Annotated in this window: 14 protein-coding genes; 9 read left to right on the top strand and 5 right to left on the bottom strand. The window is 46.8% G+C overall.

Annotation, left to right across the window (positions count from 1 at the left end; all coding sequences use genetic code 11):
• The first annotated feature begins 176 nt into the window (after nt 1-176).
• From KYK27_RS11265 to KYK27_RS11245, 5 genes are all read left to right on the top strand, one after another.
• Complete coding sequence (locus KYK27_RS11265) at nt 177-2126, top strand: OmpA family protein (RefSeq protein ID WP_199110093.1); 1950 nt, start codon at nt 177-179, stop codon at nt 2124-2126.
• Nucleotides 2127-2268: 142 nt separating this feature from the next.
• Complete coding sequence (ubiE, locus tag KYK27_RS11260) at nt 2269-2991, top strand: bifunctional demethylmenaquinone methyltransferase/2-methoxy-6-polyprenyl-1,4-benzoquinol methylase UbiE (protein ID WP_199110092.1); 723 nt, start codon at nt 2269-2271, stop codon at nt 2989-2991.
• Nucleotides 2940-3713 (top strand): porin family protein, encoded by a 774-nt coding sequence (locus KYK27_RS11255; RefSeq protein ID WP_199110091.1) that lies wholly within the window; start codon nt 2940-2942, stop codon nt 3711-3713. The genes ubiE and KYK27_RS11255 overlap by 52 nt, the downstream gene beginning before the upstream one ends.
• Before the next feature lie 5 nt (nt 3714-3718).
• Complete coding sequence (locus KYK27_RS11250; protein WP_199110090.1) at nt 3719-4474, top strand: SDR family NAD(P)-dependent oxidoreductase; 756 nt, start codon at nt 3719-3721, stop codon at nt 4472-4474.
• A gap of 103 nt (nt 4475-4577) precedes the next feature.
• The gene (locus KYK27_RS11245; protein ID WP_199110089.1) at nt 4578-5126 is read left to right on the top strand and encodes a hypothetical protein; all 549 of its coding nucleotides are present in this window, start codon (nt 4578-4580) and stop codon (nt 5124-5126) included.
• 87 nt (nt 5127-5213) lie between these two features.
• Here the strand turns inward: KYK27_RS11245 and KYK27_RS11240 are convergent, their stop codons facing one another.
• From KYK27_RS11240 to typA, 4 genes are all read right to left on the bottom strand, one after another.
• Entirely contained in the window at nt 5214-6842 is a 1629-nt protein-coding gene (locus KYK27_RS11240) for a hypothetical protein (RefSeq protein ID WP_219337362.1), read from the bottom strand.
• Nucleotides 6843-6858: 16 nt separating this feature from the next.
• The gene (locus KYK27_RS11235; RefSeq protein ID WP_199110087.1) at nt 6859-8451 is read right to left on the bottom strand and encodes a hypothetical protein; all 1593 of its coding nucleotides are present in this window, start codon (nt 8449-8451) and stop codon (nt 6859-6861) included.
• Nucleotides 8452-8748: 297 nt separating this feature from the next.
• The gene (locus tag KYK27_RS11230) at nt 8749-9957 is read right to left on the bottom strand and encodes an OmpA family protein (protein ID WP_199110086.1); all 1209 of its coding nucleotides are present in this window, start codon (nt 9955-9957) and stop codon (nt 8749-8751) included.
• 225 nt (nt 9958-10182) lie between these two features.
• Nucleotides 10183-11994 carry a translational GTPase TypA gene (gene typA, locus KYK27_RS11225; protein WP_199110085.1) on the bottom strand — a complete coding sequence of 604 codons (1812 nt, stop codon included), beginning with the start codon at nt 11992-11994 and terminating at the stop codon, nt 10183-10185.
• Nucleotides 11995-12204: 210 nt separating this feature from the next.
• On the opposite strand from typA, the gene msrB reads away from it, so the two are divergent.
• From msrB to KYK27_RS11210, 3 genes are all read left to right on the top strand, one after another.
• Nucleotides 12205-12756 carry a peptide-methionine (R)-S-oxide reductase MsrB gene (msrB, locus tag KYK27_RS11220; protein WP_233150384.1) on the top strand — a complete coding sequence of 184 codons (552 nt, stop codon included), beginning with the start codon at nt 12205-12207 and terminating at the stop codon, nt 12754-12756.
• Nucleotides 12757-12995: 239 nt separating this feature from the next.
• Nucleotides 12996-13256, top strand: a complete 261-nt coding sequence (locus KYK27_RS11215) for a hypothetical protein (protein WP_233150383.1) — start codon at nt 12996-12998, stop codon at nt 13254-13256.
• A 106-nt stretch (nt 13257-13362) separates the two neighbouring features.
• Nucleotides 13363-13686 carry a hypothetical protein gene (locus KYK27_RS11210; protein ID WP_199110084.1) on the top strand — a complete coding sequence of 108 codons (324 nt, stop codon included), beginning with the start codon at nt 13363-13365 and terminating at the stop codon, nt 13684-13686.
• A gap of 67 nt (nt 13687-13753) precedes the next feature.
• Here the strand turns inward: KYK27_RS11210 and KYK27_RS11205 are convergent, their stop codons facing one another.
• Complete coding sequence (locus KYK27_RS11205; protein ID WP_199110083.1) at nt 13754-13969, bottom strand: hypothetical protein; 216 nt, start codon at nt 13967-13969, stop codon at nt 13754-13756.
• Nucleotides 13970-14111: 142 nt separating this feature from the next.
• Here KYK27_RS11205 and metG point away from each other — a divergent pair, with 142 nt between their 5' ends.
• Nucleotides 14112-16154 (top strand): methionine--tRNA ligase, encoded by a 2043-nt coding sequence (gene metG, locus KYK27_RS11200; protein ID WP_199110082.1) that lies wholly within the window; start codon nt 14112-14114, stop codon nt 16152-16154.
• The last annotated feature ends 8 nt before the right edge of the window (nt 16155-16162 follow it).

Raw genomic sequence — 16162 nt, 5'->3', positions numbered from 1 at the left:
CACGGGCTATACATAAAAACTGTATCTGCCGGAAATGGATAAAATAATTATATACTAACATATACCAATTTTAATATTGCTCGTATAGACGCTAAAATAATGGGCAGAAATGCCATTTATGCTTAAAATCTTACACTCAGTCAAACCTAGAAAATAATATAACAAACCTTTACAACATGAATCAATTAGCCAAATCGTTTTCACGATTTTCTTTGCTGTTAGCCCTGTTGTGTCTGATAGCTTTTACAGCATCTGCACAAAGCAACAGAAAGCTGATTCGCAGTGGAAACAAGCTCTTCGCAAAAGAAAATTACCGTGCTGCCGCTCCTTTTTATGAGCAGGTACTGGCCAACGATCCTAACAATGCGAAAGCGTTGTATTATGCCGGTATCAGCTATATGACCTTTGATAAAGAAAAGGCTGCCGATTACCTGTACCGCGCTCAGAAGATCAAGCCAAACGTAGACCGTGACCTGGAATACTGGTTAGGCCGTGCCGACCACATCAACTATCGTTTTGATAGCGCGATCGAGCACTTTAAGGCTGCCCAGAAGGAGTTACGCCGTCGTGATGAAGAGCGACGTGAAGAACTGGCCATGCTGATTCAGCATGCAAACAACGCGAAACGCGAAGTAGCTAACCCGAAAGATATATTCGTGAAGAACCTGGGAGGTGTTGTTAACTCAGCTTATTCTGAGCACAGCCCTGTGATCTCTTCTGATGACAACTACCTGCTTTATACCTCGCGTAGTTCTGAGGCAACAGGTGGTACACCAGCACGCGATGGCGAATACTACGAAGACATTTTCGAATCTACCAGAATAGGGGAAGATGAATGGTCGCCAACCAAGCGTGTAGCAGGTGCCCTGAATAGCCCAAGCCACGATGCCTCTATCCAGTTATTTGACAACGACACCAAGCTGTTGCTTTACCGTGCTGATAACAACGGTGATATTATGGTTGCGGAGCGTCAGGCAGACGGAACATGGGGCGAGCCGAAAAGCATCGGTTCTAACATTAACACCAAGCATTATGAGTCTGATGCGTTCATCACAAAAGATGGTCAGACTTTATTCTTCTCCACAAGCGCTTACTCTGAGTTCGGCGATCTTGATATTTATGTATCAAAACGTAATGCAGATGGCAGCTGGGCAGCTCCAAAGAGCATCGGAAGCACTATAAACACACCTTTTGATGATGACAGCCCTTACTTTGCAGACAACGGTACGTTGTACTTTGCCTCAACAGGACACAACACCATGGGTGGTTACGATATCTTTGCTTCTAAATATGATTCAGTTGCAAGAAGATGGGCAAAGCCGGTTAACATGGGTTCACCGGTAAACACGCCGGATGATGATACCTACTACAGACTTAGCCCGGATGGCAGCTATGCTTACCTGTCGTCTTACAGAATTGGCGGTTACGGCGAGAAAGACATTTATACCATAAACTATATCCGCAACGTACGTGTGCAGGGTCAGGTATTCTCTAAAGTAGACAGCCTGGCAATACCAGGTGTGGAACTGATCTTTAATGGCCAGTCAGCTGATAAGCGTCCGATCTCTTACCGCGATGTTACCCGCCCTGATTCAGGTTACTACCAGGTTGATATTCTGTCTGGCCGTAATTTCCAGATACAGGTAGCTAAAGATGGCAAGCAGATCACAACGGAAGAGCTGGAAGTGCCTATGTCGCTGAACGATACGACAACTATAGTTCGGAACTTCTACATTGATTACGTAGATACCACTGCTACCCGTGCGGGCGTACTGGCTGTTAAGCCTATCTACTTCGATACGGATGAGTACAACCTGCGTCCTGAGTCAGTAAGTGAACTGGATAGAGTTGTAGCTTATATGAAAGCGAATCCACTGGTTAACATCAGCATCGAAGGCCATTGCGACTCACGTGCAAGCGACGAGTATAACATGACACTAGGTGAGAACCGTGCGGTTGCAGCTTACGAGTACCTGAAGAGCAAAGGCATATCTGAAAGACGCCTGGTAACAGTTAGCTACGGCGAACGCAAACCTGCAGTACCAAACACATCTTCAGAAAACATGCAGCTGAACAGAAGAACTGAGTTCAGAGTGCTGGAAAGAGCAGATAAAGCAAACCAATAAACTATAGTTCAGAGAGCTTTAAAGGCTATCAGCAAACTATAACAGAACAGGCCGGGTATTTGCCCGGCCTGTTTTTTTTAATAAACCGTGTATTATAATTCTAGGTGGCGTATTTTTGCCTGTATACTTTTTAATTGCAACTATGGCAGTAGTACCTTATAAAGACCAGAACGGCGATAAGAAATCGCAGGTGGCAACTATGTTTAACAATATTGCCGGCAAATACGATTTCCTGAATCACTTCCTGAGTGCTGGCATCGATATTATCTGGCGCAAGAAAGCAGTAAGCCTGCTGGCCCCGATCAAACCAAAACAAGTACTGGATATTGCCACCGGAACCGCAGATTTCGCGATAGAGACATTGCGCCTGAACCCTGATAAAATTACCGGCGTGGATATATCGGAAGGGATGCTGGCTGTGGGGCGTGAGAAACTGGCTAAAAAAGGGCTGACCAGCAAAATAGAGTTACTGTATGGCGATTCGGAAAATCTGCCTTTCGAGGATAACTCCTTTGATGCAATTACCGTAGCCTTTGGGGTGCGCAACTTCGAGAACCTGGAGAAAGGGCTGGCAGAGATGTACCGTGTACTAAAACCGGGCGGCATGGCCGTGGTGCTGGAGTTTTCAAATCCGCGCAGCTTCCCGATGAAACAATTGTACCATTTTTATTCTCGGAATATACTACCAATGATAGGTAAGTTCGTTTCAAAGGATAATGCTGCATACACGTACCTGCCCGAGTCAGTGCAGGCTTTCCCGGACGGGCAGGCATTTCTTAACATCTATGAAAAGGTTGGTTTTAAATCTACAAAATGGCATTCACTCACATTTGGCATAAGCTCCATTTACACCGGACGAAAATAACACTGTTTACTTTACTGGCATTGCTATTAAGTGCTCCGGTACTGCAGGCCCAGAAAAAGTTGAACACACTTAATAAAGCTGACTATGATCAGAAGTTAATCCACTACGGGTTTTACCTGTCGGCACCACTTACCCGCTATGTAATAGACCACTCGCAGGAGTACGCCGATCAACTGGCGGCAGACCCATCCGGCGGTGAAGGTACTACCAATGTAAATGCCAAGTTCAGTCCTGGTTTTTATACTGGTCTGGTGCTTAATGTGCGTATTGCCGATAACCTCGATGTGCGTTTTGTGCCCGGGGTAGGATTTTACAGCCGTAAGATCGAGTTTACGAATATGCCCCAGGAGACCGGCGAAATTCAGACAGTGGATAAAGTGATAAGCTCAACAATGGTAGAGCTGCCGCTACTGCTGAAGTATAAAGCAAAGCGCCGTACCAACGCGCGCATGTACCTGGTGGGTGGCATTAAGCCGGGCATAGACCTGGGCAGTGGCAAAAGCGACGAAAACCCGGATCAGGGCCTTGCTGTAGAGAAATTTGACCTGGCCCTTGAATATGGATTTGGGGTAGATATGTTTTACCCGTTCTTTAAGTTTGCGCCGGAAATACGTTTTTCGCATGGTTTAATAAACCAGCACAAGCTCACACAAAGCCAGTATAGTCATCTGCTGCAAAAGCAGACAAACCATAATATTTCACTCATCCTTTTCTTTGAATAAGACTGATGTTTAAAATAGCACTAGTAACCGGAGCTACTTCCGGAATAGGCCGCGCTACAGCTATTGCACTGGCAAAACAAGGATACCAACTTATTGTAACAGGCCGCCGTAAAGAGCGCCTCGAAGAACTGCAGCAGGAACTGGAAGGCGTAACCACTGTATTGCCTTTGCTGTTTGATGTGCGGAACAAAGAAGCCGTACAATTTGCTATTGCCTCGTTGCCGGAAGAATGGCAACAGATAGACGTGCTGGTTAATAATGCGGGTAACGCCCACGGGCTGTCTCCGATACAGGAAGGCAGCCTGGAAGACTGGGATGCCATGCTGGACATTAACGTGAAAGGTTTGCTATATGTGAGCCATGCAGTGATCCCGTTTATGCAGAAACAGGGCCGCGGACATATAATCAATATCGGGTCTATTGCCGGTAAGGAAGTTTATGCCAATGGTAATGTGTACTGTGCCTCTAAATTCGCTGTAGATGCGCTCTCAAAAGCTATGCGCATCGATCTTATAACTACAGGTATCAAAGTTTCGGAAGTTAACCCGGGCCTGGTAGAGACCGAGTTTTCGGAAGTAAGATTTAAGGGAGATAAGGAGCGTGCCGCTGGTGTTTACCAGGGCTATCAGCCGCTTAAGGCAGACGACATCGCTGACCTGATCGCTTTTATAGTTAGCCGCCCTCCACATGTAAACCTGGCCGAGGTAATGATACTTCCGGCTGCACAGGCATCTGCTACGGTGGTAAACAAAAACCTGTAATTCTCTTCCGATTCAGACTAAAATAGCTCGGGAACGTATTTAATTAAGTTAAGCAGGCACAAAGCCGGCATTAATTTTTTTAAGTACTTTAATTATACAAGCTATGAAAGACCAGGAAAAAAACCAGGGACAGGAAGGAAATAAGAGATCTGAAAAAGATCAGCAATCAAACAAAAATCAGCAGGGCGGAAGCCAGCAACCGCAAGGAAGTCAGCAGCAAGGTAGCCAGGGCCAGAACAGAGGCCAGCAGCAAGGTTCTCAGAACCAGCCACAGGGTAGCCAGCAATCCGGAAGTATGCAGGGTCAGAACAGCGGCCAACAATCCCAAGGAAGCCAGCGTTCGGGCATGAGTGGCCAACAGGGCAGCCAGGGTTCGAGTATGAGCGGTCAGCAAGGCAGCCAAAGTTCCGGAATGAGCGGCAGCCAGAGCTCAGGCATGAGTGGCCAGCAAGGTAGTCAGCAGCGTAGCGGACAAGGCCAGAATCAGAACGATCCGAATCAGGCTAACCGCCAAGGCGCTACCGACACCGGTATGAAGGGCAGTGGTGCTACATCGAGCCAGCAGCAGGGCCAGGGCGCACAAAACGCTAAGGACCAAAACAACCGTAGCGGCAGCGATAGTGGCCAGGATACAAACAAGAAAGATCGTTAAACTAACATAGCTTAACCTATAACATAAGCGGGCAGCACCTGGAAAGGTGCTGCCCGCTTTGCATTTTTGCGAACTATAGTTGTCGGGTTAATCGAGGTAGAAGTGTAGTAAAAAGCCTGCTCCTGTAAAGTCCTTGGCGCGTAGGTTATCGTTGTGCTTTACTCTGGCCCTGTCTCCGGCTTTATAGTTGTTGCCATAGGTGCTGTCGTTTATGAAAATGCGGTTGCTTTTCTTTTTGCTTTCAGCTGTATAAGTATCTTCGCCTTCGCCACCCCAGATGCTGATAGTTATTTCCGGGTCCGCATCTCCCTCCAGCACAAAATGATCCTTGCCATCGAGACCGTAAAGAATAATGTTTTTGGTTTGCCTGGCGTTAAATGTTCTCTCAAATAAAAGCCGCTTTACTTCTTCGTCCTTATTGGTTTTATACACCTGCACCTGTACTTCGTTTTTATTAAGCACCTTAACTATAAAGCGTTCGTGCTTATCGCTGCCAACTATAAGAGCGTCTTTAGCCAGTATGCTATAGTAGTCCTTAGCTATCTCTTTTACGTTATCCCTTCGGACTTTTAGTTTTTCAATGATAGGTTCAGCTGTTAAACTATAGATCGTGTCCGGCATCTTTCTGAACGAGCTTTCGATAACCTGGTCAGCTAAGGCTGTTTTTACGCTGTCGGCAATTTCAATCCAATCCTGCTGACTTAGTTCTGAAAGAATGAGAGCATCCAGGTGACGCGCGTTATAGTTCAGTTTCTCGAGGTTGCCAACACGCTTACGGTATGTTCTGAAGTGCGGCTTGAATTTTAATATGTGCGTGAGCCAGGGAATGGGCGCATCGTGCAGCTTATAGAACACATTGTCGCGGTCGCGGGGCACAGGCCGATAGGTGTATGCGTCATCCGTTGGTTCCAGTTCAGCCCAGCGCCAGTTGTCTTCATGCCGGCTCCAGTCACCTATCAGCATATCAAACAAGCGGGCACGGAGGTAATTACGGGCGTCTATTTTGGTGTCGTTATCAGAGAGACGTTCGGTTAGCATAGACCGGGTGCTTTTTACCTTCTCAGCATTTCCCATCCTGGGGTTATCCTTCTGCTTGCCATCCGGCCTTCGTTCCATTAAAACTATAGTTCCACCCATCTCATCCAGGTACTCGCCCAGCTGAGGATCGTGCGGAATGTAAACCAGTTCCGGGTCGGTGTGGTAAATACCCACGGCTGCTGCCATGCCCGGTAGAACAAGGGCGGCGTATGGGAGCGTAGCGCTGGTGGCATCGCGGGCAATGTTAGCAACGTAGCTCTTCTGCCACCTCGGCGACAAGGCCCCGGCGGGTTCCTTATCTATAGATCGTAATACATACTCGGTACTGTCTTTGGTTTGCATGCGCAGGCTTACGGTTTGCCGGCTGCCGCCCATTTTAAGTGGCTGCAAGCCTCCATGGGCGGTACTTATGTCCAGTACCCTAATGTTAACGGGGGTGTACCAGGCATTGCGGTAATGCCTTCCGTACAACAGGGTGTGCAGCGCGCCGCGCTTATAGTGTGCTCCGGCGGGTAAGGTTATCGTGCTGTCGGTATAGTTGGTTACCAGTGCTGCGTCTGCAGGAGCTTGTGCAACCTGCCGAACCGAATGCGGATAGCGTTGACAACCGGCCATTACTAACAAAATAATTAGTAAGGATACTACTTTAGGGATATACTGTATCTGTAACAAGGGCATTATAGTTTACTTTAAATCAAAATCCTTCGCGGTCAAAGGCGTGGACTCTGATGTCGCGGGTGGTTTTGTCTTTCGTTTCGGGGCCGGCTTCTATTTCTGTGCCGCGGCTGGTATCGTATACCCAGGTCTTTTTGCCACCACGTTTTACTTTTGATTTGTCTTTTATCTCATCTTCGCCGCGGCCGCCAACTATAATTACCTTAATGCCTCTCTCTACTTCACCTTCTATTTCAAATTCATCGTCGTCGGCGAGGCCAAATAGTTTTATCTCTTTGGTTTCGTTGCGTAAAAAAGTGCGTCTGAAAGTAACCACATCATCTGATTTGCGGGTTACAGTTACCAGCGTCTCGTCGTTGTTCAGGCGTTTTACTTTAAATTTGTCTTCTTCGTCGGTACCAACTACAAATGGCTCTTTGGCAAGTATCTCATAAAATTCAGCGGCAGCTTCGCGCAGTTTATCGCGGCGGTTACGGAGCTTTCGGGAGGTTGTTTCGCCTTCCAGTTTATAGATGGGAGCCGGAAATTGTTTTACAGCATTTTCTATCACCTCATCGGTAAGTACCTTTTGCAGCTCAACAGCTACCGAATCGAACTGCTGACGCGTTACCTGGGCCAGGGCACGCTCATCCAGGAACTCAGAGTTCATCGTAAGGGCATACACGTCGTTAAACTCATCATCAAAAGACTCAAACTTACGGATTGCCCAGTTGCGGCTGAATATCCAGGGAATAATACCGTCCTGGAAACGGTAGAAAACATTATCGCGGTCTTTAGGGATAGGTTTGTAAATAGTATTGCTCCCCTTTTTATATTCGGCCCAGTCCCATTGCCCTTCGTGGCGGTCCCAGTCGTTTAGGAGCAGGTCTAGCAGGCGGGCTTTGGCAAAGGTTTGCTGGTCTATAAAATGGTCGTCTTCCTCAAAACGCTTGTTCAGCACAACTTCAGAGCCAACTAAATCCACAGCATCTCCAAGAGCGGGTGTAATAGCATCTTTGCCGTCGTATTTCTCCTCCAGCATAAATACATTATCACTGAAGCGCGCATTATGTTCGCCAAAAGTGTCGTCGTCGGGGCGCACGTAATAATAAGTAGGCGTGGAGTGCGGTATGCCGGCAGCCTCGGCTAGTGGAGCTACAACCAACGCACCATAAGGATTTATGGCTGAAGTCTGGTCGCGGAGAATATTGGCCACGAACGTTTTGTGCCATATGCCCGGCACCACGCTTACAGGGTCTTTATCAATGGAGCGGAGCGCATACGAAAAGCCAGAACTGTCGGTAAGCGTCATGCTGGTTGTCTGGAAACCGCCACCCAGTTTTTCAAATTTAAGGCCACCCTTTATTTTAGTCTTATCGAAAAGGGGCAGGGTGACAGGAGTTGTCCAGACGGGGCGGTAATGTGTTCCCCAGAACAGCCTGTGCAGGGCGCCACGTTTATAATGTTTGCCAGCCTGCACAGTAACACTATCAAAAGCATCCGGGTTTTGGTGCAGTTGCTTATAAACAGCAGGGTCGGTAACGGGTGTTTCAGCGTAAAAATTCTTCCGGGCGCAGCCGGTTATAGTTGTAAGTAACAATACAAGCAGTGCCTGCAGGTATATCAGTTTCATAGGTTATCAAGAATATAATCCTGACACTATCTAACGTAAATGAGATATAATGTTTTCGGGCGGAGGCAAACTATAGTTTAGCGAATGGCAGTTTATTAGTAGGGAAGGGCAACTATAGTTGGTGATTCCGGCAGCTAATTATAGTTTTGAGGCTGCATTAGTTGAGTGTACTTGCAGTTCAGGTAATCCAAACTATACCTGCATAACTATAGGCCTGTTCCCGGATAGCTAATAAATGCCTGACGCCTGCACTTTTATAGTTGCAGGCGTCAGGCATTTATGATGGTTAACTATAGTTTAGCGCTTCACAAACTCTACACGGCGGTTATTGGCTTTGGCTTCCGGGGTACTGTTCTTATCAATTGGCTTGGTTTCTCCCATGCCTTTAGCTTCCAGTCGGTCAGCTTTAATGCCCTGAGCTACTAAGTGGGTTTTTACTGCTTCGGCCCGCTGCTGACTTAGTTTCAGGTTTGTTTTGTCATCGCCGTCGCTGTCAGTATGGCCTTCTACCGTAAATTTAAGGGTTGGCTGCTCTTCCATCAGTTTGGCTATGTCGGCCAGCGTGCCCGCAGATTCCGGGCGTATAGTTGCCTGATTCACATCAAACTTAATTCCGTAGGTTACTATTTTACCATCTGCCATTACCTGGTCGTATAGTTTTTTGCCGCCTTCCGCTACCAGCACATTCTTTACCATAGTGTTGGCTTCAATGCGTTTATCTATTTCGATGCGCAGGGCAGTAGGGGTGCCTTTTACATTTGGTATATTTATCAGGCGCTGGTTATCGAGGTATACCTTCATGCTGCGCTTGTTAAACGCAATGGCCACATGGCGCCACTGGTTCTTTATTTCCTGCGCTTTCAATTCTTCCGATTCTGAGCCAAAGTCCTTAAACCGAACACCGTTAGCCCTGATCGAGATCGGGTCCAGGAAATCACCGTATTTGGCTTCGTCGTAGTTATGGGATTCAGGGACAAGGTAAATTTCGTACGCGACGTTGGGGTTGTCGGAGTCGAAAAAGATGTCAAACTCAACGGTAAAAGTTGCGGGCAGGTATTCTGCTTTAGTCATAAGAGGCTGCACGCTGGTGCCATAGCTAAGCAGGTTTATAGCTTTTTCTTTACCCAGCACAGCAACTTCAGCATTCCCTTCATTCAAATCCCAGCGCGACGGAAATTCGCCTACTTCCTCGGCTGCCAGGTTATCAGAAAAAATAACTTTGTTACCAGGTACGAAATCATACTTGGTCCAGGCTTTTACTTTACCTGGTTCTGTTTCGGCGGCTGCACCACTGCCATCGCTGGCTGCTTCGCCTTTGGCTGCCTTGTTACCGGCTACCTTCTTTTTACCATCTACGGCATCATCAACACCTTTATCAATCTTCTGATCAATTTTCTGGTTTACTTTGTTTTTGATCTTGTTGCCGATATCGAATTGTGCATGAGCAGGCAACGAAAACAGGGCCAGCATACCGATGCCGGCAAAAGAAAGAAATAACTTTTTCATAGTGAGATAGATAGGTTATAGAAAATGCAAATTTATAGTTTAGAACTATACCAGTAAATAATTGTGCTGTGATAATTCGTGGAGGGCCGGCTACAGTCCTGTGAAAGTAGAGTTGGGAAGGGTAAGAGGAATAACTAACTATGGCTGGGAGCAATAGCCAGTAAAACAAAAATCCCCGGCCAGAATTACCTGACCGGGGATTTTATAGTTTATAGTTGAGGCAGCTTATGCTACTTCTTCTTTCTTGCCCATACGGTTACGCTCGTTCTCGTCTAAGTAGATCTTACGCATGCGCAGGCTCTTAGGCGTTACTTCCAGGTACTCATCCTTCTGGATGTATTCCATGGCTTCTTCCAGCGAGAAGTTTTTAGCAGGAGCGATCTTGGCGTTGTCATCAGAACCGGAAGCACGCATGTTGGTCAGCTTCTTACCTTTCTGGATGTTCACCGTGATGTCGTTCTGGCGGTTGTGCTCACCAATAACCTGGCCCATGTATACCTCCACACCCGGATCAACGAAGAATACTCCTCTGTCCTGCAGTTTATCAATTGAGTAAGCAGTACCAGGACCAGTCTCCATAGAGATGATAGAACCGTTGTTACGACCAGGGATTGTTCCTTTATATGGCTCGTAGGCCAGGAAACGGTGGTTCATGATAGCTTCACCAGCAGTAGCAGTCAGTACGTTGTTACGCAGACCGATCAGACCACGTGAAGGAATCGTGAACTCCAGGTGCTGCAGGTCTCCCTTAGGCTCCATTATGTTCAGTTCACCTTTACGCATCGATACCAGCTCGATCACTTTACCGGCTGTTTCTTCCGGAACGTCAACTACCAATTGCTCGATAGGCTCGCAACGAACACCGTCAATTTCTTTATAGATTACCTGTGGCTGACCTACCTGAAGCTCATAACCTTCGCGGCGCATCGTTTCGATAAGTACAGACAAGTGCAGGATACCACGACCAAATACCAGGAATGAATCTTCACGGTCAGTTTCCTTTACGCGTAGTGCCAGGTTCTTTTCAGTTTCTTTGAACAAACGCTCACGAAGGTGACGTGATGTTACGAATTTACCTTCTTTACCGAAGAAAGGAGAGTTGTTGATCGTGAACAACATGTTCATCGTAGGCTCGTCGATAGAGATACGTGCCAGTGCTTCCGGGTTCTCTGCATCAGCGATTGTATCGCCAATATCAAAGCCTTCAATACCAGTTACAGCGCAAATTTCGCCAGCTGATACTTCCTGAACTGATTTTCTGCCAAGGCCTTCAAATACCTGAAGTTCTTTGATACGACCTTTTTTGATAGAACCATCTGCTTTCATCAAGTTGATCGGCATACCTTCAGTAAGTGTACCACGGTGCACACGACCGATAGCGATACGACCTACGAAAGAAGAATAATCAAGTGACGTGATCTGCATCTGCGGCGTACCTTCACGGAACGGAGCAGCAGGAATCACATCAATGATAGCATCCAGCAAAGGAGTGATGTTGTCAGTAGGCTGAGTCCAGTCTGTGCTCATCCAGCCCTGCTTTGAAGAACCATACAGCGTTGTAAAGTCAAGCTGGTCTTCTGTAGCATCCAGGTTAAACATCAGGTCGAATACCTGCTCGTGCACTTCATCAGGACGGCAGTTTTCTTTGTCTACTTTGTTTACCACCACAATCGGCTTAAGACCCAGCTGGATAGCTTTACCTAATACGAAACGTGTCTGTGGCATGGCACCTTCAAAAGCATCTACTAAAAGTAGTACACCATCGGCCATTTTAAGTACACGCTCTACCTCACCACCAAAGTCGGCGTGACCAGGCGTGTCTATAACGTTGATCTTAACACCTTTATAGCGAACCGACACGTTCTTAGATACGATCGTGATACCACGCTCGCGCTCCAGGTCGTTGTTGTCCAGTAAAAGGTCATCAAAGTGCTGGTGCTCTGCGAAAAGCTTTGAAGCGTGAATGATCTTGTCCACAAGCGTTGTCTTGCCGTGGTCTACGTGTGCGATGATCGCGATATTACGAATGTTCTGCATTGAATTGATTTTTCGAGGTGCAAAATTACTAAAAAGCCTTGATAATTTAGTAGCCGGCTCGAAATAAAGAGGTTATGTTTTTATTATTTTCTTCAGGATCAGGTATTGACACTGATTAAGGGGCAAACATAAGGTACCTGAAGTTTGTTCATTTATTGCACAATTATTGCATCAGGTAAAGCAAAACACACTTTTAATCGTAAACCAACTATGAGCACACTTCATTTTATAGCTATAGTTGCCATGCTGAATTTATTTGGCTGCAACCAGGCAGAGCAACCCGAAACTGCCGCTTTTACTACTGCCACCACCGGCGATGCACCTTTATCGGAGGCTCAAACCGAAAAACTGAACCAGCAAACCCAGCGCGACACGATACAGAAAACCGAAGCCGAATGGAAAAAGATACTGACTCCGGAGCAATTTTATGTGCTGCGCCAGAAAGGAACAGAACCCGCTTTTAAAAATAAGTACAACGCCAATAAAGCAAAAGGGATTTACTATTGCGCCGCCTGCCATAACCCCGTTTTCAGTTCCGAAACCAAATTCGACTCCGGTACCGGCTGGCCAAGCTTCTGGAAACCAATTGCCAATTATAGAATAAGAGAGGTAAAAGACAGAACAGACGGCATGGTGCGCACCGAAGTACTTTGTGCACGTTGTGGCGGCCACCTGGGCCATGTGTTTGATGATGGTCCTAAACCAACCGGCCTGCGCTATTGCCTGAACTCCGCTGCTTTAGATTTTGTAGCGAAGAAGTAAGGACTGGTATCTGAAAGTAGATTAACAGAGGTTAATGGAATTAGCAAGAAAAAAGAGACGCAACCCCTTGCGTCTCTTTTTTTGTCAGAACCAGGATTTGCAGGATGTAAGGGTCAACAGGATTTGTACGTCGTGTTACCAATTAACAATTTAACAAGTAAGCCATTCAGCGTTCAGGCAATCCAACAATTAACCAAGCCTGCCGTACCTTTTATCCTGAACTATAAACTATAAAAACTATGACAGAGCTACATTCAGAAGCAGAGAATATAGAGAACCTTTCGCAGATCATAATGGATGCCTTTAATGCACAGAATATTGTAGAAGGCGAGGTATTGCGCTACCAGGACCTCTACCCGATACTGCAGGAAAAATACCCGAAATATAAAGACGTGCAGAAAGAGGCAGAACAACATTTAGCAAAACTCGCTTACGTAAACCCCGCCCCGGACGGACTAATGCTGACCCAGATCGGCTACAGATCATTAACAGAAAAGTAATCCAACTATAAACCTGTTATAATCCTGTTAAATTGTACTTTGCTGCCGTATACTTTATTGTAAGTGCGTGATCTATAGTTGCGTACTTTATTTAAAGCGGCAAACTATGAAAAAGTATATAACAGCTATAGTTGGGTTAAGCGTGCTGGGGCTGGTATCCTGCACGTCGTTATCAGAAGGAGAGGAAGGTGCCCCGGGAGTTGAGCGGAACCAACGTGTGCGTTACAGGGGAGATGCCGGTGCAGGTCTGCGTGACCGGATGGATGAACAGTCGAGCGAGATAAACCGGAAACGCAACATTGAGGAGTCGGGGAGGAATGACCCGGCCATGAAGCCCCCCGAGGTAAGACCTGAACAATTGCCAAACGCCCCGGTAGATACCACCAGACATACACCAAGACCGGTAAACCGCAGAAAAGGCGGAAACTAAACTATAAAAGAGCGGGCGCAGCATTCAGAAAAATGCTGCGCCCGCTCTTTTATAGTTTAGAAATAAGTTATTTGCTTACATCTTCCGGCTCCTGGTCTACGTCGCCTAAATGTAGTTCATCCGGTTCCAGGTCCACATACACTTCATGGTCAGAAGGGGTGGTCTCTGACTCGCGATCAGCGTCTATCGGGGCCGGGTTTTTACTGATGTCTTTCTTCTCGCTTTTTTCTCCAAGGCTGTCTTTATCGCCTTTTTTGGTATGGGCATTATCTTTCTGCTTCATGTTAAAGTATACAGTAGGTGATGTTCCGTTTACGGAAGATGGTGTTCCAGGTAACTATACTTTCCTGTTTTTATAGTTTGATGAAAGTATAGCAAGGTGCAATCAGTCTGCTATTCGTATATTTGCTTTTTTAAGAAGAAAAATGACAACAACTACTCCCAAACGCTATACTGTAACGGCAGCTTTGCCTTATGCCAACGGCCCGGTGCACATCGGTCATTTGGCTGGGGTATACCTGCCGGCTGATATTTATGTGCGCTACCTGCGCCTGCAAAACCGCGACGTTAAATTTATCTGTGGTTCTGATGAGCACGGTGTTCCGATCACGATTCGCGCTAAAAAAGAAGGTATTACGCCGCAACAGGCTGTAGATAAATACCATGAGCTGATCAAGCAATCGTTCGCAGATTTCAATATCTCGTTTGATATCTATGACCGTACTTCCTCAAAAATACACCACGAAACAGCTTCCGATTTCTTCCTGAAACTATACAATGACGGCAAGTTTTTAGAGCAGACTACCCAGCAATACTACGACGAGAAAGCGCAGCAATTTTTGGCGGACCGTTATATAGTTGGTACCTGCCCTAAGTGCGGAAACGAGAATGCCTACGGCGACCAGTGCGAAAGCTGCGGTACTTCCCTGAATGCCACTGACCTTATCAACCCAAAAAGTACACTGAGCGGTGCCGTGCCGGTAATGCGCGAAACAAAGCACTGGTATCTGCCACTGAACGAGTATGAGCCATGGTTGCGCGAATGGATAGTAGAAGGCCATAAAGGCGACTGGAAACCAAACGTGTATGGCCAATGCAAATCCTGGATAGACCAGGGACTGCAGCCACGTGCTGTAACCCGCGACCTGGACTGGGGCGTGCCGGTTCCTGTACCGGGCGGCGAGGGCAAAGTACTGTATGTATGGTTTGATGCACCAATCGGTTATATCTCGGCTACTAAAGCCTTAACTCCGGACTGGGAGAAATACTGGAAAGATGAAGAAACGAAACTGGTGCACTTCATTGGCAAGGACAACATCGTATTCCACTGCATCATTTTCCCAAGCATGCTAAAGGCGCATGGTGATTATATTTTGCCTGATAATGTACCTGCCAACGAGTTCCTGAACCTGGAAGGCGATAAGATCTCGACGTCGCGTAACTGGGCGGTGTGGTTGCACGAGTACCTGGAAGATTTTAAAGGCAAAGGTGATGTGCTGCGTTATGCCCTGTGCGCCAATGCCCCGGAAACAAAAGACAACGACTTTACCTGGAAAGATTACCAGGCCCGCAACAACAACGAACTCCTGGCTATTCTGGGCAACTTTATAAACCGAGCAGTAGTGCTTACCCAAAAGTATTATAACGGTGCCGTGCCTACCCGTAACGAGCTTACAGACTATGATAAGGTAGTGCTGGAGGATCTGAATGGAATGCCAATGGTAATTGCTGCACACCTAGAGCGCTACAAATTCAGGGATGGATTAGGAGAGCTGATGAACCTGGCCCGTTTAGGCAACAAATACCTGGCCGATACAGAGCCCTGGAAGCTGATAAAAACAGATGAAGAGCGCGTAAAAACCATCATGAATATCGCGCTGCAGATATCTGCGAGTCTAGCAATTCTGATGGAGCCCTTCCTGCCGGACTCTGCCGCTAAATTACGTGCTATGCTGAACATGGAAGCAGGCATGTGGGCTGATGCCGGTGCTGCTGATCTGCTGAAAGATGGCCACGTTATCGGTACACCAGCTTTGTTATTCGAGAGGGTAGAAGATACTGCTGTAGAAGCGCAGGTGCAGAAGTTACTGGACACTAAAAAAGCCAATGAGATTGCTAATTCAGTAACGGAGCCAGCTAAAGAGAACATCTCGTTCGAAGAATTCTCTAAAATGGATATCCGTATCGGAACTATACTTGCCGCTGAGAAAGTTGCCAAAACCAAAAAGCTTCTGAAGCTGACGATAGATACTGGTATCGATCAGCGCACGGTAGTAAGTGGTATAGCTGAGTTCTTTAACCCGGACGAAATTGTTGGCCAGCAGGTAAGTATTTTAGTAAACCTGGCACCGCGCGATATCAAAGGCATTACCAGCCAGGGTATGATCCTGATGGCAGAAAATGCCGATGGTTCGCTGGCTTTTGTGCAGCCAAGTGTTGCTGTAAAGAATGGTGGTACGGTATCGTAAACTATAGT

Source organism: Pontibacter populi, assembly GCF_019336435.1.
GTDB lineage: Bacteria > Bacteroidota > Bacteroidia > Cytophagales > Hymenobacteraceae > Pontibacter > Pontibacter humidus.
This window is presented reverse-complemented; position numbering and strand designations above follow the sequence as displayed.

Coding starts and splice junctions, on each gene's coding strand:
- KYK27_RS11230 (WP_199110086.1), bottom strand. CDS start 9,957: ATGAAAAAGTTATTTCTTTCTTTTGCCGGCATCGGTATGCTGGCCCTG.
- ubiE (WP_199110092.1), top strand. CDS start 2,269: ATGGCAGTAGTACCTTATAAAGACCAGAACGGCGATAAGAAATCGCAG.
- KYK27_RS11250 (WP_199110090.1), top strand. CDS start 3,719: ATGTTTAAAATAGCACTAGTAACCGGAGCTACTTCCGGAATAGGCCGC.
- KYK27_RS11210 (WP_199110084.1), top strand. CDS start 13,363: ATGAAAAAGTATATAACAGCTATAGTTGGGTTAAGCGTGCTGGGGCTG.
- KYK27_RS11215 (WP_233150383.1), top strand. CDS start 12,996: ATGACAGAGCTACATTCAGAAGCAGAGAATATAGAGAACCTTTCGCAG.
- KYK27_RS11245 (WP_199110089.1), top strand. CDS start 4,578: ATGAAAGACCAGGAAAAAAACCAGGGACAGGAAGGAAATAAGAGATCT.
- metG (WP_199110082.1), top strand. CDS start 14,112: ATGACAACAACTACTCCCAAACGCTATACTGTAACGGCAGCTTTGCCT.
- KYK27_RS11265 (WP_199110093.1), top strand. CDS start 177: ATGAATCAATTAGCCAAATCGTTTTCACGATTTTCTTTGCTGTTAGCC.
- KYK27_RS11205 (WP_199110083.1), bottom strand. CDS start 13,969: ATGAAGCAGAAAGATAATGCCCATACCAAAAAAGGCGATAAAGACAGC.
- KYK27_RS11235 (WP_199110087.1), bottom strand. CDS start 8,451: ATGAAACTGATATACCTGCAGGCACTGCTTGTATTGTTACTTACAACT.
- msrB (WP_233150384.1), top strand. CDS start 12,205: ATGAGCACACTTCATTTTATAGCTATAGTTGCCATGCTGAATTTATTT.
- KYK27_RS11240 (WP_219337362.1), bottom strand. CDS start 6,842: ATGCCCTTGTTACAGATACAGTATATCCCTAAAGTAGTATCCTTACTA.
- typA (WP_199110085.1), bottom strand. CDS start 11,994: ATGCAGAACATTCGTAATATCGCGATCATCGCACACGTAGACCACGGC.
- KYK27_RS11255 (WP_199110091.1), top strand. CDS start 2,940: ATGGCATTCACTCACATTTGGCATAAGCTCCATTTACACCGGACGAAA.